This window comes from Mesorhizobium sp. M0808 (assembly GCF_040320025.1).
Classification (GTDB): Bacteria; Pseudomonadota; Alphaproteobacteria; order Rhizobiales; family Rhizobiaceae; genus Mesorhizobium.
Window position 1 is genome coordinate 245,635 of the sequence record NZ_JAMYOX010000002.1, and the last position, 26,891, is coordinate 272,525.

At 63.6% G+C, this 26,891-nt stretch carries 23 protein-coding genes and 1 pseudogene; 8 read left to right on the top strand and 16 right to left on the bottom strand.

Annotated elements, in window-relative coordinates:
• Positions 1-7 precede the first annotated feature (7 nt).
• The 5 genes from NKI25_RS04210 to NKI25_RS04230 all read left to right on the top strand — a co-directional run bounded on the left by NKI25_RS04210 (position 8) and on the right by NKI25_RS04230 (position 6,432).
• A complete protein-coding gene (locus tag NKI25_RS04210) occupies positions 8-1,000 on the top strand; it encodes a glycosyltransferase family 2 protein (protein WP_352591100.1) in 993 nt (330 codons plus the stop codon).
• Positions 1,000-1,950 (top strand): glycosyltransferase family 2 protein, encoded by a 951-nt coding sequence (locus tag NKI25_RS04215; protein WP_352577813.1) that lies wholly within the window; start codon positions 1,000-1,002, stop codon positions 1,948-1,950. Before NKI25_RS04210 ends, NKI25_RS04215 begins: the two co-directional genes overlap by 1 nt.
• Complete coding sequence (locus NKI25_RS04220) at positions 1,940-2,890, top strand: glycosyltransferase family 2 protein (protein ID WP_352591104.1); 951 nt, start codon at positions 1,940-1,942, stop codon at positions 2,888-2,890. Before NKI25_RS04215 ends, NKI25_RS04220 begins: the two co-directional genes overlap by 11 nt.
• Positions 2,891-2,965: 75 nt before the next feature.
• The gene (locus NKI25_RS04225; RefSeq protein ID WP_023676320.1) at positions 2,966-3,862 is read left to right on the top strand and encodes a UTP--glucose-1-phosphate uridylyltransferase; all 897 of its coding nucleotides are present in this window, start codon (positions 2,966-2,968) and stop codon (positions 3,860-3,862) included.
• A gap of 149 nt (positions 3,863-4,011) precedes the next feature.
• Complete coding sequence (locus NKI25_RS04230) at positions 4,012-6,432, top strand: polysaccharide biosynthesis tyrosine autokinase (RefSeq protein ID WP_352591107.1); 2,421 nt, start codon at positions 4,012-4,014, stop codon at positions 6,430-6,432.
• 15 nt (positions 6,433-6,447) lie between these two features.
• Here the strand turns inward: NKI25_RS04230 and NKI25_RS04235 are convergent, their stop codons facing one another.
• Together NKI25_RS04235 and NKI25_RS04240 are read right to left on the bottom strand one after the other, a co-directional pair.
• Positions 6,448-7,149 carry a metallophosphoesterase family protein gene (locus tag NKI25_RS04235; protein ID WP_352591110.1) on the bottom strand — a complete coding sequence of 234 codons (702 nt, stop codon included), beginning with the start codon at positions 7,147-7,149 and terminating at the stop codon, positions 6,448-6,450.
• 193 nt (positions 7,150-7,342) lie between these two features.
• On the bottom strand, positions 7,343-9,250 hold the full coding sequence (locus tag NKI25_RS04240; protein WP_352591113.1) for a propionyl-CoA synthetase: 1,908 nt from the start codon (positions 9,248-9,250) through the stop codon (positions 7,343-7,345).
• Between the two features lie 170 nt (positions 9,251-9,420).
• Between NKI25_RS04240 and NKI25_RS04245 the strand changes: the two genes are divergently transcribed.
• A complete protein-coding gene (locus tag NKI25_RS04245) occupies positions 9,421-10,212 on the top strand; it encodes a DUF2259 domain-containing protein (protein WP_023676324.1) in 792 nt (263 codons plus the stop codon).
• 284 nt (positions 10,213-10,496) lie between these two features.
• Here NKI25_RS04245 and dhaK read toward each other — a convergent pair whose 3' ends face one another.
• From dhaK to NKI25_RS04315, 14 genes are all read right to left on the bottom strand, one after another.
• A complete protein-coding gene (gene dhaK, locus NKI25_RS04250; RefSeq protein WP_023676326.1) occupies positions 10,497-11,483 on the bottom strand; it encodes a dihydroxyacetone kinase subunit DhaK in 987 nt (328 codons plus the stop codon).
• A 26-nt stretch (positions 11,484-11,509) separates the two neighbouring features.
• Positions 11,510-11,932: a hypothetical protein gene (locus tag NKI25_RS04255; RefSeq protein ID WP_023676327.1), complete on the bottom strand. Its 423-nt coding sequence runs from the start codon at positions 11,930-11,932 to the stop codon at positions 11,510-11,512.
• A gap of 8 nt (positions 11,933-11,940) precedes the next feature.
• Positions 11,941-13,557: a phosphoenolpyruvate--protein phosphotransferase gene (gene ptsP / locus NKI25_RS04260; RefSeq protein WP_352591116.1), complete on the bottom strand. Its 1,617-nt coding sequence runs from the start codon at positions 13,555-13,557 to the stop codon at positions 11,941-11,943.
• Positions 13,541-13,843: an HPr family phosphocarrier protein gene (locus NKI25_RS04265; RefSeq protein ID WP_023676329.1), complete on the bottom strand. Its 303-nt coding sequence runs from the start codon at positions 13,841-13,843 to the stop codon at positions 13,541-13,543. The genes ptsP and NKI25_RS04265 overlap by 17 nt, the downstream gene beginning before the upstream one ends.
• A 22-nt stretch (positions 13,844-13,865) precedes the next feature.
• Positions 13,866-14,255: a dihydroxyacetone kinase phosphoryl donor subunit DhaM gene (gene dhaM, locus NKI25_RS04270; protein ID WP_352448466.1), complete on the bottom strand. Its 390-nt coding sequence runs from the start codon at positions 14,253-14,255 to the stop codon at positions 13,866-13,868.
• Positions 14,252-14,854 (bottom strand): dihydroxyacetone kinase subunit DhaL, encoded by a 603-nt coding sequence (gene dhaL, locus NKI25_RS04275; RefSeq protein ID WP_023676330.1) that lies wholly within the window; start codon positions 14,852-14,854, stop codon positions 14,252-14,254. The genes dhaM and dhaL overlap by 4 nt, the downstream gene beginning before the upstream one ends.
• Positions 14,855-14,935: 81 nt before the next feature.
• Complete coding sequence (locus tag NKI25_RS04280; protein ID WP_352591120.1) at positions 14,936-16,579, bottom strand: dihydroxyacetone kinase subunit DhaK; 1,644 nt, start codon at positions 16,577-16,579, stop codon at positions 14,936-14,938.
• 67 nt (positions 16,580-16,646) lie between these two features.
• Entirely contained in the window at positions 16,647-17,660 is a 1,014-nt protein-coding gene (locus tag NKI25_RS04285; RefSeq protein ID WP_352591123.1) for an ABC transporter ATP-binding protein, read from the bottom strand.
• Positions 17,653-18,765, bottom strand: coding sequence for an ABC transporter ATP-binding protein (locus NKI25_RS04290; RefSeq protein ID WP_352591126.1), 1,113 nt, complete (start codon positions 18,763-18,765; stop codon positions 17,653-17,655). The genes NKI25_RS04285 and NKI25_RS04290 overlap by 8 nt, the downstream gene beginning before the upstream one ends.
• A gap of 3 nt (positions 18,766-18,768) precedes the next feature.
• Positions 18,769-18,969 (bottom strand): hypothetical protein, encoded by a 201-nt coding sequence (locus NKI25_RS04295; RefSeq protein ID WP_023676334.1) that lies wholly within the window; start codon positions 18,967-18,969, stop codon positions 18,769-18,771.
• The gene (locus NKI25_RS04300) at positions 18,966-19,916 is read right to left on the bottom strand and encodes a carbohydrate ABC transporter permease (RefSeq protein WP_023676335.1); all 951 of its coding nucleotides are present in this window, start codon (positions 19,914-19,916) and stop codon (positions 18,966-18,968) included. The genes NKI25_RS04295 and NKI25_RS04300 overlap by 4 nt, the downstream gene beginning before the upstream one ends.
• Positions 19,913-20,860 carry a carbohydrate ABC transporter permease gene (locus NKI25_RS04305; protein WP_031211681.1) on the bottom strand — a complete coding sequence of 316 codons (948 nt, stop codon included), beginning with the start codon at positions 20,858-20,860 and terminating at the stop codon, positions 19,913-19,915. The genes NKI25_RS04300 and NKI25_RS04305 overlap by 4 nt, the downstream gene beginning before the upstream one ends.
• 110 nt (positions 20,861-20,970) lie before the next feature.
• Complete coding sequence (locus NKI25_RS04310; RefSeq protein WP_352454682.1) at positions 20,971-22,302, bottom strand: ABC transporter substrate-binding protein; 1,332 nt, start codon at positions 22,300-22,302, stop codon at positions 20,971-20,973.
• Between the two features lie 212 nt (positions 22,303-22,514).
• Positions 22,515-23,204, bottom strand: a complete 690-nt coding sequence (locus tag NKI25_RS04315; protein ID WP_352591132.1) for a PIG-L deacetylase family protein — start codon at positions 23,202-23,204, stop codon at positions 22,515-22,517.
• A gap of 27 nt (positions 23,205-23,231) precedes the next feature.
• Between NKI25_RS04315 and NKI25_RS04320 the strand changes: the two are divergent.
• Positions 23,232-24,114: pseudogene (locus NKI25_RS04320) on the top strand (DMT family transporter).
• A 75-nt stretch (positions 24,115-24,189) separates the two neighbouring features.
• Positions 24,190-26,808 carry an ATP-dependent helicase HrpB gene (gene hrpB, locus NKI25_RS04325; RefSeq protein WP_352998208.1) on the top strand — a complete coding sequence of 873 codons (2,619 nt, stop codon included), beginning with the start codon at positions 24,190-24,192 and terminating at the stop codon, positions 26,806-26,808.
• Positions 26,809-26,891: the final 83 nt, after the last annotated feature.

Sequence of the window (26,891 nt, forward strand, 5' to 3'; positions counted from 1 at the left end):
ACTGCCGATGACGCAAACCGAAATTCCATCCTGCATGATCGTGGTTCCGTGCCTGAACGAAGCGGCCCATATCGGCGCGTTGCTTCGAGAGCTCCGCCCTGCGGCCGAGAGGCTGGGCGCCGTGATCATCGTTGCCGATGGCGGCAGCACGGACGGCACCAGGACGATCGTCGCGGACATCGCCGCAAAAGATCAGCGGGTGATCCTGCTGCACAATGAAAAGCGCTTGCAGAGCGCGGCAATCAATCTCGCCGTCGCCAGGTTCGGGGAAGGCGTCGACTATCTCATTCGCATCGACGCGCATGGCGGCTATCCTGCGGATTATTGCGACCGGCTGGTCGAAGAAGCGCAGGCCACCGGTGCGGATTCGGTCGTCGTCTCGATGCTGACCAGTGGCAGCGGCATGGTTCAGAAAGCAGCGGCAGCGGCGCAGAACTCCAGGCTCGGCACCGGCGGCTCCAAGCACCGGCATCTTTCGGCGGGGGAATGGGTCGATCATGGCCACCACGCACTGATACGGATATCGGCCTTCACCGCGGTCGGCGGCTATGACGAAACCTTCAGCCACAATGAGGATGCCGAACTCGACTATCGGCTCCGCCAGGCCGGCTACCGCATCTGGATGACCGGCAAGACGCAAATGGTCTACTACCCGCGCTCCTCGCTGAAGGGCCTCTATTTTCAATATCTCGGCTATGGCCGTGGCCGGGCGAAGAACGTCCTCAAGCACCGCATGATCCCGAAGATCCGGCAGATGGTGCCGCTTCTGGTGTTCCCCGTGGTTCTTCTCGCCGCCTTTTCCTTCGTCCACTGGCTGGCGGCCGTGCCGCTTTTGCTATGGGCGTCGGTCTGCCTCGGCTACGGCTTTTGGACCGCCGTCAGCCAGCGCAAAGCCGACATTGCGCTTGCCGGGATCTCGGCAATGGTCATGCATTTCGGCTGGTCGGTCGGTTTCTGGCTGCAACTGCTCGCACCGCGACCGCAGCGCGGGGTAGCGTGATGGACCCGGTCAGGAAAAATCGAAGCATCGATATCTGCGTCTGCACATTCCGCCGGCCGGAGCTTGCCGACACGCTTCGCTCCATAGCGGCCATGGACATGCCTGCGGGGTTCGACGTCGGTATCGTCATCGCCGACAACGACGATACGCCGACGGCCGAAACGCTGGTCGCCAAGCTGGCGGGGGAGTTGAAGCTGCCGGTGACCTACCGGCACGCCCCGGCCCGCAACATCTCGATCGCGCGCAACGCTTGCCTCGATACCAGTGCGGCGGATTTCGTCGCCTTTATCGACGACGACGAGACGGCCACCGCTGGCTGGCTTGCCGAACTGGTGGCGACGGCAGAAGCAACAGGTGCTGCGACGGTGCTTGGGCCGGTGCAAGCCCGTTACCTGCCGGATGCGCCCGCCTGGATGCGCAAAGGCGATTTCCACTCGACCTTGCCGGTCTGGGTGAGCGGCGAAATCCGCACCGGCTACACCTGCAACGTCCTGCTCAGGATTGGCGCTGAGAGCCTGCGCGGCCGGCGCTTCAGCCTGGCACGTGGCCAGACCGGCGGCGAAGATACGGAATTCTTCGACCAGATGGTCAAGGCCGGCGGCCGCATCGCCTTTTCGCCGGAGGCTTGGGTCGACGAAGCGGTGCCACCTGCCAGGGCGGCATTCGACTGGCTCGGCCGCCGCCGGTTCCGGGTTGGGCAGACGCACGGTCATCTTCTGGGGCGCAACGCACACGGCCTTGCCCGGCTCAAGCAGGTCGGCATTGCCGCGGCAAAGGCCGCCTACAGTTTCCTGTCGGCAATTCCGGTCGCCATCGACCCCGTACGCCGGAACCGCAGCCTGCTTCGCGGCATTATGCATGTCGGCGTCGTCAGCGGCCTCGTCGGGGTTCGTGAAATCCGCCAATACGGCCTGTCTTCGCCGCAGCAAGGGGGCAAGCGTGCAGCCTGACGTGAGCTTCGTGATTGCCGCCTACAATGCCGAGGCGACCATCGATCGGGCGATTGCCAGCGCCGTCGCCCAGCGCAATATCAGCGTCGAGGTCATCGTCGTCGACGACAAGTCGCGCGACCGGACGCTCGACCTGGCGAGATCCTACCCCGAAGACATCGTACGCGTTGTCGCGCTCGAGCAAAACCGTGGCCCCGGCGGCGCCAGGAATGCGGGCCTTGAGCTTGCCCGCGGCAGGTGGGTCGCGGTCCTAGATTCGGACGACGCGGTCTATCCCGGGCGAATCTGCACCATGATCGAACGCGCGGAGAAAGCGGGCGCCGAGATCGCGGTCGATAATCTGCAGGTCGTTCGCGAGGATGGCGTTGCCGAAGAGACGATGTTCCCGGCCGACTATCTGGAAGGGCTCGGTTCAATCTCGCTGGCGGATTTCATCGGCGGCAATGTCCTCTTCGAATCGAGGTTCAATCTCGGCTACCTCAAGCCGATCTTCCAGCGCCGGTTCCTGAACGAGAACGGGCTTCGTTACGATGAAAGCCTGATCATTGGCGAAGACTATATCCTCCTGGCCAGTGCTCTGGCCAAGGGGGGCAAATGCGTGGTCGAGCCGACGACGGGCTATATCTACCACATTCGCACCGGCTCCATCTCCCGGGTGCTCGAACTTCATCACGTCGAGGCGATGCGCAGGGCCGATGCCACCTTCGCCGCGGCCCATTCCATGGATGCTGCGGCCGAGGCGGCGTTCGCCAGGCGCGCTCGCAGCCTGCGGCGGGCGGCATCATTCCTGTCGCTGGTCCAGCACATCAAGGCGCGGTCGCCGCTCAAGGCGATATGGACGGCGCTCAGCGATCCGGCGGCGGTTCGGCATATGAGCATGCCGATCGCCGTCCGGTTGCGAAGGGTAGCGGCACAGTTTGCCGTAGTGGCGGGGAGGTGAAGGGCTGCAGGTGAATGAAGACAGTTTCGCCGCCTGCGACAGGGTTGAAATCGATCTCCTCAGAAGGAACATGCAATGAAAAAAGTCAGGAAGGCAGTCATACCGGTGGCGGGGCTCGGAACGCGGTTCCTGCCGGCGACCAAGTCCATGCCGAAGGAAATGCTGCCGGTGGTCGACAGGCCTGTCGTGCAATATGCGGTTGACGAGGCGTTCGAGGCCGGCATCGAGCACATCGTCTTCGTCACCGGCCGCAACAAGGCGGTGATCGAAGACTATTTCGACCTGCATCCTGAACTGATCGGAACCCTGGAGCAGAGCGGCAAGAAGGCGCAACTCGAATCGCTTGAAAGCCTGCTTCCCGTCGCCGGCGCGACGAGCTTCATCCGCCAGCAGTCGCCGCAAGGCCTCGGCCATGCCGTCTGGTGCGCGCGCGAAGTCATCGGTGACGAGCCCTTCGCATTGCTTTTGCCGGACATGGTGTCCTTCGGCGGGCGCGGGTGTCTCGCCGAGGTCGCCGATCTTTATGCGCAGACTGGCGCAAACGTTATCGCCGTCGAGCGTTGCGATCCGACCGAGACCAGCAAATACGGCATTGTCGGGCGCGGCGCTGATGTCGGCACGGGCTTCGAGGTGACGGCCATGGTCGAAAAGCCGGCTCCTGCCAACGCGCCATCGAACTTCTACATCAACGGCCGCTACATCCTGCAGCCCGAGATATTCTCGTTGCTGGCCAGCCAGCAGCGCGGCGCCGGCAACGAGATACAACTGACCGACGCAATGGTGCGTCTCGCACAGACCCAGGCCTTCTTCGCCCAGCCTTTCGACGGCCGCATGTTCGACTGCGGTTCGAAGGAGGGTTTCATTCAGGCCAATGTCGCTTTCGCGCTGGCGCGGGAGGACATGAAGGGCCCGATCTTCGAGATGCTGCAGGAATTCGTCCGGTCGCATCAGCGTCGGGAAGAAGCCGCATAATGTCCATTTTTTCGAGGCATTGTGGGTGCGGCTGATGACGCAGGACAGGCCGTTGCGCCGCGCGTAACGCGCACTGTCCGGCGCAAGGTTTGCACCCTATGTCCCGACCTTCGAGGCGGTAGCGCCTGCAAACTAGAATTGGACCGAAGATGAACTATGCCAATTTTCCTGTCGACAAGAGGACGCCATTGCCGGCTTCAAATGTGGCAAACGCCGAAGACTTCATCGACATCGAGCGCCTGCTTGGCATGGCCGCGCGGCAGGCGAAAGTGGTTGCCGCCTGCGCCGTCATCGGTCTCTTTCTTGGCGTGCTCTACTTGCAGACAACGCCTCCTACCTATGTGGCGACGAGCAGCGTGCTGATCGACGAAGGATTGAACAAGGTCGTCGACGACATTTCGGCGGCGTCGGTCAGCATGCAGACCGACTCCGCCGTTCTGAGCCAGATCGAAATACTACAGTCGGCCAGGCTGGCTGGGGTGGTCGTCGACAAGCTGAAGCTCGATCAGAACGACGCTTTCATGAACCCTCCGACATCGGCCCTGTCGAAGGTTGCTGGCTTTGTTCGCGGTATCATCCAGTCTGTCCGCCCCAAGCGCGCCGCTAGCACAACCGATGTCACTCAGCTTGATGCTGCGACGCGTGACGCGATCACCGCATCGTCGTCGCCCCGCGACTATGCAATCTTCAAACTGCAGAACCAACTCGACGCCGAGCGGATCGGCCGAAGCTTTGTCATCAGCATCTCCTTCCAGGCGACGGATCCGGCGCTTGCGACCGCCATCACCAAGGCCTATGCCGACGCCTATCTCGCCGATCAGCTCGATGCCAGCTTCGACGCGACCGAGCGGGCGGCGGTCTGGCTGCAAGGCCGGCTGACCGAGCTTCGTGAGAGCTCCCAGGCGGCCGCACTAGCGGTCGAAAAGTTCAGGGCCGAACACGGATTGGCCGTCAATGACGGCCAGCTGATCAGCGACAAGCAATTGTCCGATCTCAACACCCAGCTGATCGTCGCGCAGGCCGATACCGCACGTGCCGGCGCCCGCTATCAGCAGTACAAGTCGATCGTCGAAAGCGGCTCGGACAATGCATTCAAGGACGCCGCGATATCGAACGACCAGCCGAGCAGCTCCGTCATCACGACGCTGAAGAACCGCTATCTCACCGTCGCCAAGCGGCAGCAGGACGTCGAAGCCAATTTCGGCCCGCAACATCCGCAGGCCGTCGCGCTCGCCAAGGAGAAGGCCGACATATCGGCGCAGATTTTCGGCGAGCTGAAGCAACTGACCGAAAGCTACCGCAACGAATACGAGGTCGCTCTGGCGCGCGAAACCGCGCTCCGCGCAAATGTCGCCTTGGCGGCTGGCAAGAGCTCCATCGACAACCAGTCGCAGGTCAAGCTGCGTGAGCTGGACCAAAAGGCGACGGCGCTGTCGACGCTCTACCAGACGTTCCTGAACCGCTATGAGGAGGCCGCCCAGCAGCAATCCTTCCCGGTCGGCAAGATCCGGGTCATCTCGGACGCGACGATGCCGCAGTCGGCCGCAACCCCGCGCACGGCCATCGTGCTGGGGCTTTCGCTGGCGCTTGGCATAATGATGGGCGCAGGGGTTGGTGGCCTGAATGAATTCAGGGAACGCTTCTTCAGGACCGGCGAGGATGTCCGCGACCGTGTGGGCCTCAAATTCCTCGGCTACCTGCCGGTCATCGGCAAGGCTGGCAAGGATGACCAGCGCAATGGCGGTCAGCCTGACGTCAAAGTCGTTGAATCCAAGACCGCCAAGTCCTCCAAATCCCAGCCCTCCAAAACATTGTCGGCAGCCGAAAAACGTGCGCGGATGCGGGTAACCGTCGATGCCCCGGCATCGATGTTCTCCGAGACGCTGCGCAACGCCAAGATCGCCTTCGACGTCGTGATGGAGGGCCAGGGCAGCCGGGTCATCGGCGTGGTCTCGGTGCTTCCCGGCGAGGGCAAGTCGACGGTGGCGGCCAATCTTGCCGGGCTGCTTGCCGTCAACGGATCGAAAACGCTGCTGATCGATGGCGACCTGCGCAATCCCGGCCTCAGCCGCAGCCTCGGTATGGAGGCCGAGCAGGGCCTGATGGAAGCTGTGGTGAGCGGGCAGACATGGCAGTCGGTCGGCAAGATCGACCGGCAGACCAAGCTGGCTATCATCCCGGCCGTCCTGCGTGGCCAGTTTTCGCATACCAGCGAGCTTCTGTCTTCAGCCGGCATGCGGCGTTTCATCGATAACGCCAAGGAAACCTTCGAATACATCATCGTCGATCTGCCGCCGCTCGGGCCTGTCGTCGACGCCAAGGCCTTCGCTCCGCTTGTCGACGGCTTCGTGCTGGTCACCGAGTGGGGACGCACGCCGCGTGCGATGGTGCAATCCATGCTCAGCTCGGAGCCCTACATCGCCAAGAAGATCATTGGCGCGGTGCTGAACAAGGTCGAACTGAAGAAGCTGGCCAAATATGGCGCGATCGGCGGCTCGGAAAAATTCTTCGACAAATATTCGAGCTACTATCTGGAAAAATCGGAAGCGCGCACCAGGGCAGCCGCCTGAGCGACGACATCGCGCTCAGGAAAATATCAACCTGGCGCGGTTGTCGACGATCCTGAGGGCGGTCAGCTGGCCGGTTTGGAAGGCGCCGGTGTCTATGCCAAGCCGGCGTCCCTCGAGCTTCGGAGTGTCGACCGGCGTATGTCCGTGCACGACATAGCGGTCGAGAAGATGCGCAGCGTCGAAGAAGTCCGAACGGATATTCAGCAGGTCGTCCTCGTCCTGCGCGGCCAGCTCGATGCCGGGCCTGATGCCGGCATGCACGAACACGAATTTCGCCGAACAGACCATGACCGGCAGCGCGCGCATGAAGCTAATGTGGTCGGCTGGAATGACTTCCCGAATGCGCTTGTCGACCTCCTCGCTTGACCCATAGAGATCGGCCATGCGCGACGGGTCGACGCCGTAGGAAAACAGCGTTTGCAGGCCGCCTATCGCCAGCCACGACTCTCTCGAAATGATCCCGTCGACGTAGTTCAGCATCACGACTTCGTGGTTGCCGGCAAGGCAGATGCGCTGGAAATCACGGAGCGGTGGCGCCAGCAGATGATCGAGCACACGCGCCGACTGGGGTCCACGATCGACGTAGTCGCCAAGCATGATTATGAGCTTGCGCCCTTCGAAGGGCGCCGAATCGAGCACGATCTTCTGCTCCAGGGCGCGGAGTTCCTTGTAGCAGCCATGCACGTCGCCGATCGCATAGACGACTGCGCCCCGCATATCGATCTCCAGCCGCTGGCGTGCCGCGGCCTGGGGCTTTCTCGATCGCTGGAACAGGGTCACGTATGGCGTCTCGCATGGCTGTGGGTGCGTCTCGATTCCGAAACAACATGACGACACCGCGCGTGGATACCACGTCCGGCGCCGGTCGTTCCATACCGGAGCTTCGGACGCAACTCGGCTTCGGCGCCCATTACAGGCCGATGCCGCGGCGGTTCAGCGCGGCGGTGATCTCGTCGAGGATGGCCGGGTCGTCGATCGTTGCCGGCATGGTCCATTCCTCCTTGTCGGCGATCTTCTGCATGGTGCCGCGCAGGATCTTGCCGGAGCGCGTCTTCGGCAGGCGCTTGATCGTCACCACCGTCTTGAAGGCAGCGACCGGGCCGATCCGTTCGCGCACCAGGGTGACAACCTCGTTTTCGATGATGCCGGCGTCGCGGTCGACGCCGGCATTCAGCACGACGAAGCCGAGTGGAACCTGGCCTTTCATAGCATCGGCAATACCGACGACGGCGCATTCGGCGACGTCGGGATGCGCGGCCAGAACCTCCTCCATGGCGCCGGTCGATAGCCGGTGGCCGGCGACATTGATGATGTCGTCGGTGCGAGCCATGACATAGAGATAGCCGTCCTCGTCCATCATGCCGGCATCCGCGGTTTTGTAGAAGCCGGGGAACTCGTCGAGATAGGCTTGGCGAAACCGCTCGTCGGCATTCCACAGCGTCGGCAGGCAGCCGGGGGGCAACGGCAATCTCACCACGACATTTCCAAGCGTACCACGCTTGACCTCATGCCCGGCATCGTCGAGCACGCGGATGTCATAACCGGGCATCGGCACGCCGGGCGAGCCGTATTTGACCGGCAGCAGGCCCAGTCCGGCGGGGTTGATGGTCATCGGCGAGCCGGTCTCGGTCTGCCACCAATGGTCGATCACCGGCACGGTCAATTTCTGCTCCGCCCATTTGATGGTTTCCGGATCGGCGCGCTCGCCGGCGAGGAACAGCGTCCGGAATTTGGACAGGTCGTATTTCGGGACGAATTCGCCCTTCGGGTCCTGTCCTTTGATGGCGCGAAAGGCGGTTGGCGCGGTGAACAGCGCGACGACGCCATGCTCGGCGATCACACGCCAATAGGTGCCGGCATCGGGCGTGCCGACCGGCTTGCCCTCGAACAGGATCGTTGTGCAGCCATGCAGCAGCGGGCCGTAGACGATATAGGAATGGCCGACCACCCAGCCGACATCGGAAGCCGCCCAGAACACTTCGCCCGGCTTGACGCCGAACTCGTTTTCCATCGACCATTTCAGCGCGACCATATGGCCGCCATTGTCGCGCACGATTCCCTTCGGCTGGCCGGTCGTGCCCGACGTGTAGATGATGTAGAGCGGATCGGTGGCAAGCACCGGAACACAGTCGACATTGGCACCCGCGGCCCGCTCCCGCGCCACGGCGTCGGCATAGTCGATATCGTGGTTTTCCCTGAGTTCGCAGCGCAGTTGGTCGCGCTGCAGGATAAGGCAGCTTTCCGGCTTGTGCCGCGACATCTCGATCGCCTTGTCGAGCAGCGGCTTATAGGCAACGACGCGCCCTGGCTCCAGGCCGCAGGAAGCGGAGATGATCAGCTTCGGCTTGGCGTCGTCGATGCGGGTGGCGAGCTCATGCGAGGCAAAGCCGCCGAAGACCACCGAATGCACGGCGCCGATCCGCGCACAGGCAAGCATTGCGAAGGCTGCTTCCGGTACCATCGGCATGTAGATGATGACGCGATCGCCTTTTTGGATGCCACGATTCTTGAGCACCGAGGTCAGCGCGACCACCTCGCGCTTCAACTCGGCATACGTGAATTTCCTGATTGTGCCCGAAATCGCGCTGTCATGGATCAACGCGATCTGGTCGGCACGGCCGCCCGCCACATGACGATCGACGGCATTGAAGCAGGTGTTGCACGAGGCGCCAACGAACCACCTGCCATAGACGCCGGCATTGGCGTCGAACACCGTCTCGAAGGGCGAGAACCAGTCGATTGCGCCGGCGGCATCGGCCCAGAATTTTTCCGGGTCGCGTTTCCAGCCGTCATAGACCTCGTGGTAGCGTGACGCCATCCAGCTTCCTCCCCAGGAATGTTTGCTGTCCTTGAAATAGCGTATGCTGGTTTGTGCAACCATGTATTTGTGCGTTTCGTTTGCTGTCGTTCTAACTTGGCCGCAAGTGCGGGTCATGGTGGTCTGGGGGCCGGTATCGTTCGAATTTTCGGCATTAGGGGCAGGGCGCGATGAAATTGCGATATGAGCTTGGGTTTGCCGCGGTTGCGACGCTGGCGGTGGTGCTCGCTTCAGCTGCTCAGGCAGGCGACGCGGCGGCCCGGCGCGTCATCGGCTTTTCGCCAGACGGCAACTACTTCGCCTTCGAACAGTACGGCACGCTCGATGCCGGTGCTTCGGATTCGGGCTGGTCGGAGATCGAGATCATCGACACGCGGACCGATGAGTTCGTCGGCGGCAAGCCGATCGTCATCGCCGACGAGACGGAGGATTCGACATTGACGCTTGCGCAGGCGAGGGCACAGGCCGCCGAACTGGCGGCGCCCTTGCTGGCCAAATATGCCATCGCGCCGCGCGGCGAGCGGACTGCCTTGGACAGGTTCACCTTTCCCGACGACATGGTCGCCTACAATGACATTGCGCGCCTCGAGCAGGTTTCGCAAAAATGGCTTTCGCCGGCCTATGACGAGCTTGGCACCATCCAGCTCGAGCAGATCCGTGCCGACAGCACGGCGGATTGTTCAGCGAGTTTCGACGCGACGCAGCAAGGCGAAACGACCGGCAAGGCGCTCGGCTTTCGCCTGACGCTGCAGGGTCAGGACGGCAAGCCGATCAAGCTGCTGCATGAGGACAAGGCGGTGCCCGGTTCGAGGAATTGCCCGACTTCCTACAGCCTGTCGGAATCTTACGCATTCACCCCGGATGGAAAACCGGGCGTGCTTGCGGTGCTCGTGCAGCGCTTCAGCCAGGGATTTGAAGGGCGCGACCGCCGTTTCATCGCCGTGACTGGCCAGGCGCACTGAGGCAACGCGCTGAGACGTAGTCCGCTACCCGAGTTTGTTGTCCCTAAAGCGGGAGGGCAGCGAGCATAAGTCCGACCCCGCCGACGATCAGCAAGGCGGCTGCCAGCACCTTTCCATGGCGCTCGAAACCCGTCGGCGCCCGATCCCAATTGTAACGCATGCTCGAACTCCCCAAACCCGCAGATTCTTTATCTTACGCAGGGTGAGGAGGGCAACTGTCTGGCGATGCGCGGCGTTGCCGATACCGGTCTTGTCACCGACTATTTCTGGGGCATTCTCCGCCGCTACATGCCCCAGCGCAGCGCGGCCGTATGTACCGGTGCATCCCACCAAACAGCCGCCTCGTCGTCGAGCATGCTCAGCGTGATCGAACAGCCGGCCATGTCGAGCGAGGTCACATAGGACCCGACCAGCGACCGGGTCACCGTCACGCCGTGCTTCTCGAAGATTTTGCGGGCGCTGTTGTACATCAGATAAAGCTCCATCAACGGTGTGCCGCCAAAGCCGTTGACGAAGAGTAGCGCCTGGCCTCTGGCACCGTCGCCCAGGTCACCCAGGATTGCGGTACAGATCTCCTCGGCGATAGCATCGGCGCTTTTCAATGTGTCGCGCCGCCTCCCAGGCTCGCCGTGGATGCCGACCCCGAACTCCATCTCGCCATCGCCGATATTGAAGGTCGGCTTGCCCGCCGCCGGCACGGTGCAACTGGTCAGCGCCACGCCCATCGAGCGCGTCGCGCCGTTGACGCGCTCGCCGAGCGCCTTCAACGGCTCCAGTGCCATGCCTTGTTCGGCCGCCGCGCCGACGATTTTCTCGACCACCAGCGTGCCGGCGACGCCGCGCCGGCCGGTGGTGTAGGACGAGTTTTCGACCGCAACGTCGTCATTGGTCACGATTTGCATCACGCCTTCCGACATTTCAGCGGCCATGTCGAAATTCATCACGTCGCCCTCGTAGTTCTTGACGATGAACAGGCAGCCGGCGCCCGTATTGACGACTTCGGCCGCCGCCATCATCTGGTCAGGCGTTGGCGAGGTGAATACCTGGCCGGGGCAGGCCGCATCCAGCATGCCGTGCCCGACGAACCCGCCATGTAGCGGCTCGTGACCCGAGCCGCCGCCGGAGATCAGCGCCACCTTGCCCGGTGTGAGCAGCTTGCGGCGGACAAATTTGTGTTCCTCGCCAAGCGCCAGGATATCGGCATGCGCGGCAACGAAGCCGTCGAGGCTCTCGGTCAGCACCGTATCGACCGAATTCAAAAATTTCTTCATGGCCGTCCTCCCGAAATAGCCCAGCGTCAGCTGCCCTTGCCGGCGATGCTGGTGATCTTCTGGATGAAATCGTTGACCGCCCGGTCGAGCGCCGCGTTCTGCTTGTCGTCGCCGAAATCGGGAACGATCAGCGAGACATGGCGTGTCTTGCGCAAGCCTGCGGCCAGCGACATCTTTCCCGGATGCGCCCGATGGTAGGCCTCAAGGAAATGATCGCGTTCGGCCGGGCTGAAATGGCAGACGGAGAAGATAGCCGGCAAATGCTTCGACGGGATCGGCGTCGAATAGGCCGGGCTGGAAATCTGCGTGACGAAGCTGCGATGCTTGCCCAGCGCATCAGCGAGGCGCTGGCGCATGCCGGACGGGCGCTGGTCGATCACCTGCGACAGGATCGTCTTGTAGGCGCGGATCGCCTCTTCGGGGCCGGATTGCGACGCCTTGTCTGCCATACCGGGGCCTAGATCGAAACGTCCGCGATGGCCGCCTTGGCCATCGCGAGTTGGGCGGGAGCGACGGAGAGGTCACGCAGGCCGGTTTCGAGCAGCGCCGGGATCGAGGCGGGGTCGCCGCCGGCATCGCCACACAGGCTGACCGGGATATTATGCTCGCGGCCGAAGGCGGCAACCGAGGCGATCAGCCGGAGCACGGCTGGGTGCCTGACGGAATTCAGATGTGCGACCGACGCATTGTCGCGCGCGGCGGCCATCACGTATTGGGTCAAATCATTCGAGCCGATCGAGAAGAAGGCGGCCTTGGCGAATGCCTCCGGTGCGATGGCCACCGACGGCACCTCGACCATGATGCCAAGCGGCGGCATTTTGTGCGCGATGCCGCGCGCCAAAAGGTCAGCCTGCTCCTCAGCGAACAGCGCGGTGGCGTGTTCATACTCTTCCGGAACGGCGATCATCGGGAACATCACCTTCAGATTGCCGTGCATGGCAGCACGTAGCAAAGCGCGGATCTGCACACGAAAGACCGCCGGACGCATCAGTGACAGCCTGATCCCGCGCAGGCCAAGGAATGGATTACCTTCCTCGACGGTCAGGCCCGGCACAGGTTTATCGCCGCCCGCATCGACAGTACGGATCGTCACCGGCCTGTCGCCTGCCCATTCCAGCACTCTACGGTAGGCGCGATATTGCGTCTCCTCGTCCGGCAGCGTCTTGCCGAACAGGAATTCGGTCCGCATCAGCCCGACACCGTCGCACGCCGCAGCATCGATGCGGTCGACATCGGACGGATCGGCAATATTCACCTGCACGTGGACCGCTATGCCGGTCTTCGTTGCTGCCGGCCTTGTCAAATAGGCTGCCGCATTGTCGCGATGCGCCGCGAAAGACGACGACGATCGCCGGAATGCCTCGATCTCCGCTTTCGAAGGCGCCAACACGATGCCGCCATGTTCGGCATCGAGCAGTGCGATTCCGACAAGCTGAGCCGGCGAAGCACCGGGCCCGGCTACCCCACGCGCTACGAGCCCCAACCCCACCACCATTGGCACGCCGCGTGAGCGTGCCAGCATTGCGACATGACTTGCGGCACTTCCGGCCGTAAGTGCTATGCCGCCGCCGGCACTCCAGTCGGTTTCGAGGAAGCGCGTCGGTGCGATATCCTCGCCGTAGAAGATCGCACCTGCCGGCGCGGCAATGTCGCCGCCCCCGGCAAGCGCGCGTAGCACCTGGTCGCGTATGTCGCGCATGTCGGCCGCGCGCGCCCGGAAATAGTCCTGCTCGGATGTTTCATAGCCGGCTATCTCGGCGTCGAGCGCTTTTCGCCAAGCCACATCAGCAGCCATGCCCTCGGCAATTCGCGCAAAGGCCGGGCCGGTCAGCGCGTCGTCCTCCAGCATGGCGAGCTGGAATTCGAGGATCCCGGCCGCCTCGCTGTCGCTGGTTTCGATCAATGTCGCGAGCCGGCCTGCGGCAATGGAGATGGCGGCCTCAAGCGCCGCCTTCTCGTCCGCGGCAGTCGCCTTGCGGACATAACGCACAGCAGCCTGGCCCAGATCGAACAGCGGCCCCTCGGCATAGCCGGCCGATGCCGAAATGCCCTGCAGCCTAAGCGGTTCGGGCATGGTCCTTGCCTTCGTCGAAATCGCGCCGCACCAGCTCGACCAGTGCGCCGACCGCCTCGCCGGCGCCGTCCCCTTTGGCTCTGATATGCAGGACAGTGCCTTTCGGCGCTTTCGCCGCCATCACCTTGACGATGCTCTTGGCGTCGAACCATGGCCCGTTGGCGGCGAGCGCAATCTCGACGTCGGCCGAAAACGTCTTGGCAAGCTTGGTGAACTTCACCGAAGGACGCGCATGCAGTCCCACCTCATGGGTGATCAGGACGCTGGCTTCGGCTGCTGCGGACATGCTTGTCAAAATTCCCGTTCGTTCACGACGGCGACAATTCGTGCGCCGTCGCCACCACTTCCCTGAGCGAGGCGCCGCCGGAAGCCTCGGTCGCCGCCATCACCGCGCCTTCGACGATCGGCGCATTGCAGACGATGATCTTCTGGGCGCGTGGTTCGCCGATCATCTCGACCGCCATCTCGCTATTGGTCTCGGCACCGCCGAGATCGACGAGGATCGCGACCCCCGCCTCCGACCAGGCCTTGTCGATGGCGCCCATGATCGCCTCGACATTGGTTCCCAGCCCGCCATGGCCGTTTCCGCCGCACCATGCAAGCGGCACTTCGTTGCCGACCATCTGCCGCACCATGTCGGCGGTGCCTTCGGCGACCAGCGGCGAATGCGATACGATGACGATGCCGACATTGCTCATGCGCGCCTCTCGATTGCCTCGGCTACGGCTCGCACCAGAAGCGCAGTCGAGCGTGCGCCGGCATCCATATGACCGATCGAACGGTCGCCAAGGAATGAGGCGCGCCCACGCAGCGCCTTCATCGGCACGGTCGCGTCGGCCGCGTTGTCGGCGATCTCGACGATGTCCGCTGCCGTCTTTCCCTGCAGCAGGGCCTCATGCACCGGCTGCAGCACGTCGAGCATGGTTTTTTGCCCGGCCTGCGACTTGCCTCTGGCGGCAACCGCTTCGATCGCCTTGCCGAAGGCCGCCGCCAGGTCGGCGCGACCCGGCGCGGCGGAAATCTCCTTGCCGAGCGCCATGAACAGCGTGCCGAACAAGGGACCGGAAGCTCCGCCGACGGTCATCACCAGTTTGGTGCCGATCGCCTTCAGCGCCTCGGGCAACGGCTTTGCCGCAAACGCGCCGGCCTCGGCCCGCACTGCCTCGAAGCCGCGTTTCATGTTGAGCCCATGGTCGCCGTCGCCGATGGCCTGGTCGAGACTGGTCAGCTCTTCGGCATGTGCGGCGATCGTGTTTGCCGCCGCCTCGATCAGCCTGGAAATATCCGCTGCCGCCATATCACCCATGCTCCTGGCCCCTGCGCTGCCGGCAGTACGAGAAAATTGCATATCCGGCAATTGAAGCATTCTTTTCCCCAGTCAAGCGGGTTCGAGCAACGCAGCGAGGGCAGTGAAGACCTCGGCGACGGCAAAGGCGCCGGGGTCGACCACGCCGTCGAGCTGGCTGCCAATATAGGCGGACCGCCCGGCCTTGGCCCTGCGCATGGCAGCGGTGGCCTCGGCTCCGCGTTGCGCCGCGACCGCCGCATCTTCCAGACTCCCCCTATCCAGCGCCCTCAAGGCGGGTTCCAGGGCATCGATCATCGTGCGATCGCCGACCCTCGCTCCACCATAGAAGGACATCCGATCGAGGCCGGCGAGAAGCGCCTTGGGAAGCGTTTCGCCAGACTCCAGCGCCTGCGCGGCGGCGGTGAAGAAGATCGACAACAGCACGCCGCTAGAGCCGCCCATGCTGGCGCTCAGGATGTCGCCGACGGCGGCGAGCGTTGCGGCAGGGTCAGCGAGCGGCAGTGTCGCAATGCGGCCAAGCACGCTGCGCGCACCGGCCGCCACAGTCGATCCGGTGTCACCGTCTCCCGCCTTGGCATCCAGTCCGTTCAACGCGCCTTCAAGCGAGATCAGCCGTTCGCAGACCGCGACAACCAACCGGTCGGTGCGTGCGTCCTTGCTGGCTTTCGACGCGTTGTTCGGGCCGGCGGCTTTGGCCATCGGCACGACGCTGGCTTGGCGAACGGCTCTTGCCGGCAGCCAGGCGTGAGGGCCTACCGGCGCCCGCAACGCCGCTTCGCGCGACGCATCGAGCCGGATCAGCGACAGGGAAAAGCCGTTCATGTTGAGCGCGGTCATAAGCTGCCCGGGCCCGATTGTCAGCGTCACCTTTTGTGCCAGCGGTGAAGCCAATACCGCATTGGCGACAAGCAACATTTCCAGCGGTGGCACCGAACCGAGATTATTGATCAGCAAGGCGTAGTCGCTGACCGGATCGAGCCGCGCGGCAAGGCGCTCCGACATGATCGCAACCAGCCTTTCGGCACTTTGCACCGCAATCCGCTCAACGCCCGGTTCGCCATGGATGCCGAGGCCGAGTTCAGCGTCGTTGGCGCCAAATCTTTCGTCATGGCTCTGGCCGGGGATCGAGCACGATGACAGCGATATGCCGAGTGAAACGATATCCGCCACCGCGGCCCGCGCCGCAGCGGCAACCGTCGCCAGATCGTTGCCGGCTTCCGACAGGTGGCCGGCGATCTTGTGCACGAACAAGGTGCCGGCAACGCCACGCGGCTGGGCAATATCAGGCAGGGCAATGTCGTCCGCGACGATCACCATCTCGACGGGGAAGCCTTCGACGCGCGCCTTCTCGGCGGCCAAGCCGAAGTTGAGGCGATCGCCGGTATAGTTCTTGACGATCAGCAGGCACCCGGCGGGACCGGTCACTGCGCGGATGGCGGCCAATACCGCTTCCACGCTCGGCGAAGCAAAGATCTCGCCCGAAACCGCCGCCGTCAGCATGCCAATGCCGACAAAGCCGGCATGGGCAGGTTCGTGCCCGGCCCCGCCGCCGGAAATGACCGCGACCTTGGTCTTATCCCAGTCCGCGCGGAGAATGACCTTGATCTCGGGATAGCCGTCGAGGCGAGCGAGATCGCCGGCGCCGGTCGTACCGAGGAAGCCGTCCAGGGCCTCAGTTACGATCGTATCCCTGCGATTGAAAAAATGCTTCATCGAATTGGTCCAGTCCGGTGCCCGAAATTGCCGGTTGAAAGGTGCCAGGAAAACACTCGCGCAGCACTCACATCAGCCGTCGCCCATCGGCGCCGAAATACAGCGGCGAGCGATAGCGGATCATGATCTTGTCGCCCTGCGCCAGGTCGGTGTCGGGGTCGGTTAGCGTCACCAGCTTCCTGGTCCCCACCGTCACATGCAGATGGTTCTGGTCGCCGAGATGCTCGACCCAATCGACGACGCCGTCGGCATGGCCGTTCGCCGCCTTCTCGATCGAAAGATGTTCGGTACGAGCACCGATCGTCTTTGTTCCCGCCGGCGCGCCACCATCCGGCAGCAGTCCGACCGGCAACAAATTGATTGCCGGTTGGCCGAGCCTTGCGGCGACGTGAAGGTTTGCCGGCTCAGAATAGATCGTGCGCGGGGAACCGACCTGCACCAGCACGCCGTCGGCGAGAATGCCGATGCGGTCGGCCATGGTCATCGCTTCGATCTGGTCGTGCGTGACGTAGAGCATTGTGGCGCCGAGTTCCGCCTGGATGCGCTTCAGCTCGAGCCTGAGATCGGCGCGCAGCTTGGCGTCGAGCGACGACAGCGGCTCGTCCATCAGGTAGATCGACGGCTTGCGCACCAAAGCGCGGCCGATGGCGACGCGCTGCATCTCGCCGCCAGAGAGTTTGGTCGAGCGATTATTCAGCTTGTGGTGGATGCGCACCATCTTGGCCACGTCCTCGACGCGGCGGCGGATCTGATCCTCCGGCATTTTCCGTGCTGGCGAGCGCAGCGGAAAGGCGAGGTTGTCGTAAACCGACAGATGCGGATAGAGCGAATATTGCTGGAACACGAAAGCGGTGTCGCGCTCGGCCGGCGACAGCGTCGTCGTGTCGTGGCCGGCAATATGGATCGAGCCCGCTTCCGGACGCTCCAGCCCGGCGATCAGCCTGAGCGTCGTCGTCTTGCCGGCGCCGGTCGGCCCGAGCAGTACGACGAATTCCCCGTCGGCGATATGCAGGTCGAGATTGTCGACGGCGACATGCTCGCCAAAAGCCTTGGTCACGCTTTTGATGTGAACGTCAGCCATGATGTGCTCTCCCCTGGGAGGCCGAGTCATGGATTTCGGTGCGCACCGCACGGCCGGATCCTTTTGCGAACAGCGACAGCCGCGCGCTGCTCAGCGCCAGGCCCACATGATCGCCCGGATTGAGCCGGATTTCGGCCGGCACCCTGGCCTTGATGATGCCGTCTGCTGTCTCCACCGCCACGATCTGAGTGGTGCCGAGATATTCCGTGCCGTAAATGGCACCGCGCAGCTTCGAAGCGTCGTCGAAGCGGATGTGCTCCGGTCGGATGCCAAGCGCCATCTCGGCCGGCGCGACGTCCTCGCGGATCTCCGGCACGGCCACCTTCGCGCCTTGCACAACAATTTCCCTGGCGCCCTTTGAAAGCCCGCCGCCGAAGCCGAGGAAATTCATCGGCGGCGAGCCGATGAAGTCGGCGACGAACATCGTCGCCGGCCGGTCGTAGATCTCGCGCGGCGTGCCGAACTGCTCGATGACGCCGTGGTTCATCACCGCGATCTTGTCGGCCATCGACATCGCTTCCATCTGGTCATGCGTGACATAGACGGTGGTGGCGTGGATGCGGTTGTGCAGTTCTCGCAATTCATGGACCATCAGGTCGCGGAATTCGGTGTCGAGCGTGCCGAGCGGCTCATCCATCAGGAAACATTTTGGCCGCCGTACGATGGCGCGGCCGAGCGCCACGCGCTGGCGATCGCCGCCGGCAAGCCCGGAGACCGATTTGTTGAGCAGATGGTCGATCCGCAAAAGCTTCGCCGTCTCCTCCACTCGGCTCCGGATTTCAGCGCCTGGCATGCCTTGCGCCAGCAGTGGAAAGCCGATGTTCTTCTGCACATTCATGTGCGGATAGAGCGCGAACAGCTGGAAGACGAAGGCGATGTCGCGCTCGCGGGCACGCCGCATGGTGACGTCCTCGCCGCCAAGCAGGATCTTGCCGCCGGTCGGCAGTTCGAGCCCGGCGATCATGCGCAACGTCGTCGTCTTGCCGCAGCCGGACGGCCCCAGCATGACGAAGAATTCGCCGTCCTCGACGACGAAGTTGGAATCCTGCACGGCGACGAAATCGCCGAATGCCTTCCTCAGATGTTCGACCCTGATCTCGGCCATCGTCTACTCCGGAAATTTCGAGACGATGATGAACATCGCCGTGCCCGCAAGCATGGTGATGAAGGAATAGGTGTAGAGCACCAGTGCGAAGGGCTGGAACAGCATCAGGAAGCCGATGGCGATGATCGCGGTGGCGACGTTTTCCATCAGCCCGCGCCTGGCCCAGACGGGCCAGCGCGATTTGCGTTTTGCGGTCATGCTCATTTACGCACCGCGCCAAAGGTGATGCCGCGCAGCAATTGCTTGCGAAGCAGGATGGTGAAGACCAGGATCGGCACCAGGAAGATCGTCGTGCCGGCCGCGACCGCCGGCCAGTCCTGACCGCCTTCGCCGATGATGGTCGGGATGAAGGGCGGCGCGGTCTGCGCCGTGCCCGAGGTCAGTAGCGCAGCGAACGCATATTCGTTCCAGGCAAAGATCAGGCAGAAGATGGCGGTTGCGGCAATACCGGTGGTCGCCTGCGGCAGTACCGTGCGCCAGAACGCCTGCAGCCTGGTGTAGCCGTCGATCATCGCCGCTTCTTCATATTCGCGCGGGATCTCGTCGATGAAGCCTTTCAGCAGCCACACCGCCAAGGACACGTTGACCGCCGTATAAAGCAGGATCATGCCGAGAGCCGTGTCCGACAGGCCAAGCTCCCGGTACATCAGGTAGATCGGGATGGCGACGGCGATCGGCGGCATCATCCGCGTCGACAGGATGAAGAACAGAAGGTCGTCGGCGAGCGGCACCTTGAAGCGCGAAAAACCATAGGCCGACAGCGTGCCGAGGAACACCGCGCAAAACGTCGAGCCGAACGCGATGATCAGCGAATTGACGAAGCGCGGCATGAAGTTGGACGGGCCGGCGATCACCATGTTGCGCTTGCGCACCGTCTCGTCGCACAGGCCCGTCGCCGGTCCCAGCGAGTTGATGTATTCCGGTGTTTGCCGAGTCCGGGTCGAGAACAGGTTGCAGTAGCCCTCGAGGCTGGGCTGGAACAGGATCTTCGGCGGATAGGCGATCGAATCCGGCGGCGTCTTGAAGCTGGTGGCGAAGATCCACAGCAGCGGCACGATCGAGATCAGCGCGTAGGCGACGATGATCGTGCCGGCGACGCGCTTCGACGTGGCCGACGGCGCGACAACGGAATGGGCTGACGTCAGGCTCATCTCTGCTTCACCTTGTTGAGCGCCTTGACGTAGATGTTTGCGAGGCCAAACACTGCGACGAACAGGATGATGGCGAAGGCCGAGGAATAGCCCGTCCGCCAGCTTTCGAAGGCCTGCCGCTTCAGCGTGATCGAGGCCACTTCGGTGGTTGATCCCGGCCCGCCGCCGGTGAGCAAATTGACCATGTCGAACATCTTGAAGTTCTCGATGCCGCGAAACAGCACCGCCAGCATGATGAAGGGCAGCGCCATCGGCAGCGTGATCGACCAGAACTGCCGCCAGTTGGAGGCGCGGTCGACCTCGGCCGCTTCGTAGATGTATTCGGGGATCGAGCGCAGGCCAGCGAGGCAGATCAGCATCACGTAAGGCGTCCACATCCAGGTGTCGACGATGATGATCGACCATGGCGCCAGTGACACGTTGGAGAGCATGCTGATTTCGGTTGCCGGAATGCCGGTGACGAACGAAACGGCGTAGGCGAACAGCCCGATCTGCGGCTCGTAGAGGAAGCGCCAGAAATTACCGACCACCGCCGGCGACAGCATCATCGGCACCAGGATGATTGTCGTCCAGAAGGCGTGGCCGCGAAACTTGCGGTCGATCAGCCAAGCCAGCGTGAAGCCGATCAGCGTCTGCAGCAGGATGGTCCAGAACACGAAATGCGCCGTCGTCTGCATGGCGATCCAGATGTCCTGGTCGGCGAGGATGCGCTTGTAGTTTGCCAGCCCAAGGTTCTTCACAACCTCGTTGGGCCGATTGGCGCGAAAATTGGTGAAGGACAGATAGATTGCCCAGAACAGCGGAAAGATGTTGATAGCTAAAAGCAACAGGATCGTCGGCGAGATGAACAGCCAGGCGAGGCCCTTGTCGCTGATGCCCCGGACCTTGCGGGCCAACGGCTCGGGCGTAGCCCGGGCAACGCTGTCCGCCGTCCGATTGAGCATGGTCAGTCCTGCTTCGGTCACTTGGCTCGTCTCGACAATGGAATTTATCTGAACTGTGTCCCGTGCCAAGTGGCACGGGACGGTTCGGTCATGGGCTCGGGAGGAGCCGTTTACATCTTGCCATCGTCCTGGAAGACCTCGGTCCAGTCCTTGACGAGGCCGTCGAGCGCATCCTTGGCCGAGCCTTGCCCGGCAACGACATAGTCGTGGAAGCGCTTCTGCGATGCCTGCAACAGCGGGGCATAGCTCGGCTCGGCCCAGAAGTCCTTCACGATGGCCATCGAGTCGAGGAAGGTCTGCGCGTAGGGCTGGCTGGCCGGGAAGGCCGGGTCCTTGACGACCGCGTTGAGGCAGGAATAGCCGCCGAGCGACCACCATTTGGACTGCACGTCCTTGTTGGCGAACCATTTGATGTATTTGAGCGCGGCTTCCTGCTTGTCGGAATAGGAGACCACCGAGATGCCCTGGCCGCCGAGCTGGGCGAACTGGTCCCCGTCCGGACCTTTGGGATTGACGAAATAGCCGATCTTGTCGCCGCCGACATTCTCGTCCTTCTGCAGGCCTGGCCAGGTGAAGGCGAAGTTCATGTGCATCGCCACCTGGCCGGATTTGAACGCATCGACGCCTTCGCCCATGTAGCTGTTCGAGGCGCCGGGAGGGGTGCAGCAATCGTAGAGGGCTTTGTAGAACTCCAGGCCCTTCACCGATTTATCGGAGTTGACGAAGCCTTCCATCTCGTAGGGCTTTTTCGGGTTTTCGTACTGGAAGCCGAAGCTGTAGAGGACGTCCATGGCGCCCATGGTGATGCCTTCCGAGCCGCGCTCGGTGTAGATCGACGCGCCATAGACGGTCTTGCCGTCGATGTCGCGCTTCTGGAAGAATTCGGCGATCTGCTTCAATTGGTCGAAGGTCGTCGGCGGGCCGAGATCCCAGCCGTACTTTTCCTTGAATTCCTTCTGCAGCTCCGGCTTGGAGAACCAGTCCTTGCGGTAAGTCCAACCGACGACGTCACCCATGGCCGGCAGCGCCCAGTAATTCGGCGAGTTCTTCGGCCATTCCGAATAGCCGACGACGGTCGCCGGCACGAAATCGTCCATGCTGATCTTCTCCTTGTCGAAGAAGTCGTTCAGCTTGACGTAATGGCCGTTCTCGGCGGCACCGCCGATCCACTGGCTGTCGCCGATGATGAGGTCGCACAGCTTGCCGTGCGAATTCAGCTCGTTGAGAAAGCGATCGGCATAGTTGGTCCACGGCACGAATTCGAATTTCATGCCGATGCCGGTTTCCTTGGTGAAGTCCTTGGACAATTCCACAAGCGCGTTGGCCGGGTCCCAGGCTGCCCAGCAAAGCGTCAGATCTTCTGCCTGCGCGACATTCGAAACGGCTGTCGACGCAAAGAGTGTCGATGCCAGTCCCAACGCCAATTTCAAGGTCGATTTCATGCCTTCCTCCCATTTGCGAAACGCGTCCGGATGACGGTTTCAAGAGCCCGCTAAACCCCTCCTCGGGGGCCCAAACACAACGACGCGGCGGCGCACCGGATGTTTAGTAATTTGTTTAGTGATGCAATTTTTACTAAACAAGGCAAGCGAATTCGTTGCTGCATCGCAGCATGCTGGATAGGAAAGCAACGTGAGAAGTTGCGGCGACCTGCCTAGGTCACCGTCTTGTTGCTGACGGCCACCGGACGGATCACTGGGGCCGGCGGCAGCAGCGCGCGGATATCGGCGAAGGGGAAGACTGGCTCGAAGCGGAAGGCCTCGGCGAACGATCCGGCTGGGCCGTTGCACTGGCCGGCGCGAAAGGCGTTCTGCGTGCGCGCCGCGTCGACGAAACGCTCGGGATCCTGCGACTGGTGCGCCCGGATCGCCTCCGCCTTGAGATCGAAATGCCTGGAGGTATCGACGTAGTGCGTTGGCGAAAACCCGGTGCCGCCGAACGTGTCGGCATGTAGCACCGGCACCGAGAATGACGCTGCGATGCGCACGCCATCCGACAGCGCGCGGTGGTCGCCATGATAGTCGTTCGGCGCATGCGTTATCACCAGATCCGGCCCTATCTCGCCGATCAGTGCTTTGAGCGCCCCGATCAGCGCGGCATCCGCGACCAGCCCGCCATCGGGAAAGTCGAGGAAGCGCGGCGTCACGCCAAGCAGGCCGGCCGCCGCCGTCGCCTCCTTGCGGCGCGTGCGGGCAAGTGCGGCCGGATCGCCATAGCCGCCCCTGGTGCCATCCGTGGCTATGGCAAAAAAGAGTTCTGCGCCTTGCGCGGCATAGGCCGCCATCGTACCGAACATGAAGATCTCGATGTCGTCCGAATGCGCGCCAAGCGCCAATATCTTCACTCTCATCTCTCCCGGAAATGGAAAAACGTGCCCAACGGAATTCTGCTCGCGCTCATCGCCTATGCAAGCTATTCGTGCAGCGACGCTGTTCCTGGGCGGGCAGTTCAACGTCTTCGAGATCGGCTTCTTCTCGACATTGTTTGCCGGCTGCTTTCTGCTCTTTACCAGGCCGGCAGGCGAGCGCTGGCTCGATTTCTGGCGCACCAACCGGCCCTGGGCGGTACAGGCCCGGGCCTGGGCCGGCATCGCCTCGGGCGTGCTCAGCGTCTATGCCTTCACCACCATCCCGCTGGCGGAAGTCTATGCGCTCATCTTTCTGGCGCCGCTGTTCGTCACTATCCTGGCCACGCTGGTCCTCAAGGAAAAGGTCGGCCCATGGCGGTGGCTGGCGGTCGTCGCCGGCTTTGCCGGAGTCATGCTGGTCGTCAGGCCTGGTTTTCGCGAGTTGCAGCTTGGCCATCTGGCGGCGTTCATCATCGCCTTCCTGGCCGCCACCAATGTCATCCTGATGCGTTCGCTCGCCGCGCAGGAAAAGCGCACAACGATGCTCGGCGTGCTGATCGGCTACGGCCTGCTCTTCAACGGCGTCGGTGCGGCGGCTACCTCGTTCTCGCTGCCGGATGGCAGGCAATGGGCCTGGCTGGTGCTGGCCGGCGCCTTTACCGCCGGCGGCCAGCTGCTGCATCTGCTGGCGGTCAAATACGCGCCGGCCAACCGCATCGCGCCGACGCATTACTCGCAGATCGTCTGGGCGGTGGTTCTAGGTGCGCTGTTCTTCAGGGAATATCCGGATTTTCTGTCGCTGGTCGGCTTGGCCGTGGTCGGCGGTTCCGGCCTGCTGACGATGGTGCGCGAGGAGGTGCGGCTCGGCACGGTGCGCTGGAACCCGTTTTTGCGGACCAGGCTTTGAGTCGGCGCCGAGGTTGCGCCGCGACCGCCACCGCTGATATGCGGTCGCTGCCAACTGGCTGCACAGCATAGCACAATGACGACAAAACCCTTGCCGGACCTGCCGGTCTCCGTTGTCTTGCCGGCGCTCAATGAAACGCTGAGCCATGGTAACAGCGCCGTGCTGGTGGCGCCGCCCGGTGCCGGCAAGACGACGCTGGTTCCACTGGCGCTGCTCGACGCTGAATGGCTCGGCGGCGGAAAGATCATCCTGCTCGAGCCTCGCCGCCTCGCCGCCCGCGCTGCCGCCCGCCGCATGGCCGAATTGCTCGGCCAAGAGCCCGGCGAAACCGTCGGCTATGCCATGCGCATGGAAAACCGCAGTTCCGCAAAGACCAGGATTCTCGTCGTCACCGAAGGCGTGCTGTCCCGCATGATCCTCGACGACCCGGAACTGCCTGGTGTCGCGGCGGTGCTATTCGACGAGTTCCACGAACGCTCGCTCGACGGCGATTTCGGGTTGGCGCTGGCGCTCGACGTGCAGGGTGCGCTGAGGCTCGAACTCAGATTGCTGGTGATGTCGGCAACGCTCGACGGCGCGCGTGTCGCAAAATTGCTGTCCGGCGCGCCGGTGATCGAGAGCGCAGGCCGCGCCTTCCCGGTCGACATCCGCTATGACGAGCGGCCGGCCGGCGTCACCATCGAGGACGCCATGGCCAAGGCGATCCGCTCGGCGCTTGCCGGGGAGGAGGGCAGCGTGCTCGCTTTCCTGCCCGGCCAGCGCGAGATCGAGCGCACCGCCGAGCGGCTGGCGGGCAAGGTCGGCGCCGATACCGACATCGTGCCGCTCTATGGTATGCTCGACAACAAGGCGCAGGACGCGGCGATCAAGCCGGCGCCGCTCGGCCGCCGCAAGGTCGTGCTGGTGACGTCGATCGCCGAGACCTCCATCACCATCGACGGCGTGCGCGTCGTCATCGATTCCGGCCTGTCGCGGCTGCCGCGCTATGAGCCGGCGAGCGGCCTGACGCGGCTGGAGACGGTACGTGCTTCCCGCGCTTCCGCCGACCAGCGCGCCGGCCGTGCCGGGCGCACGCAGCCGGGCGTCGCCATCCGGTTGTGGCGGGCCGAGCAGACGGCGGCCCTGCCGGCCTTCACGCCGCCGGAAATCCTCGAGGCCGATCTTTCCGGCCTGTTGCTCGATAGCGCGGCGTTCGGCGTCGCCGATCCGACCAGCCTGTCCTTCCTCGACCCCCCGCCGGCTCCGGCGCTCACCGAGGCGAGGGTACTGCTACGTGCGCTCGATGCTGTCGATGCGGCAGGACGCCTGACGGATGCCGGTGCCGCGATGCGCAGGCTGGCGCTACCGGTGCGGCTCGCCCACATGGTCGCCGAGGCGGCAAGGACCGGAGAGGCGCTCGAGGCGGCGATGCTCGCCGTATTGTTGACCGAGCGTGGCCTTGGCGGCGATGGTGCCGATCTCGAACGGCGGCTGCTGCGCTTTCGCGCCGAAAGATCGCCGCGCGCCACCGCCGCCCGGCAGCTGGCTGAGAGGCTGGCAAAGCAGGCTTCACCCTCCCCCTCGAGGGGAGGGTCGGCGAGCGAGCCGAGCGCAGCGAGACGAGGGAGACGGGGCGGGGTCGTCGATGGCGTGCCCGAACCGACCCCACCCCGATCCGCTACGCGGATCGACGCGCCGGGGCGAGCCACGGGTCTCGCCCGTCCTTCCGACCCCCTCAAGGGGGAGGGCAGCACAGCCGGCGCTCTCCTCATCCATGCCTGGCCGGATCGGGTCGCCAAAGCGCGCGGCGAGCGTGGCCGCTTCGTGCTTGCCAACGGCTCGGGCGCCATGCTCGACGCCTCCGATCCGCTGGCCGGCGAGACCTGGCTCGTCGTCGCCGACCTGCAGGGCAAGGCGCAGAACGCCCGCATCACCGCAGCGGCAGCCATCGATGAGGCCGACATCCGCACTGCGCTGGCGGAAAAGATCGAGACCCGCCGCGAGGTGAGCTTCGACCGCGACAGGCGCGCGGTGCGGGTGCGCGAAACGGTTCGCCTCGGCGCCATCACGCTGTCCGAACGCATGCTGCCGGCGCCGACCGGTGCCGACGCGGATCGCGCCATCCTCGACGCCTTGCGCGAACACGGCCTGTCCCTGTTGCCGTGGAACAGGGAGGCGGAGACGTTGCGGCAGCGGCTCGGCTGGCTGCATCGCGGCCTCGGCGCGCCATGGCCCGATGTCTCCGATGCCGCGCTCGTCGAGCGCCTCGACGACTGGCTGCTGCCATTCCTTTCCGGCGCGGCATCCTTTGCGGCAATCGATCCCAGCATGCTCTCGCAAGGCCTGATGACGCTGGTGCCGCACGAATTGCAGCGCAAGATCGACACATTGGCGCCGACCCATTTCGACGCGCCGTCGGGCAGCCGGCTGCCGATCCGCTATGACGGCGAATGGCCGGTGCTGGCGATCCGCGTGCAGGAACTGTTCGGCTTCGACCGGCATCCGGCGATCGCCAACGGCACTGTGCCGCTGACGCTCGAATTGCTGTCGCCGGCTCACCGGCCGATCCAGACGACGCGCGACCTGCCCGGCTTCTGGCGCGGCTCCTGGGCCGATGTGCGGGCAGAGATGCGCGGCCGCTATCCCAGGCATGTCTGGCCGGAGAACCCGCTTCTCGCCGCCGCCACCAGCCGCGCCAAGCCGCGCGGTACCTGATGCTTCCAGACTGTCATCCCGAACCGAGGGCCGGCTTCGGCTGTTTTCGGAAAAGACCTCCGGCTGTTTCCCCTCTATAATCA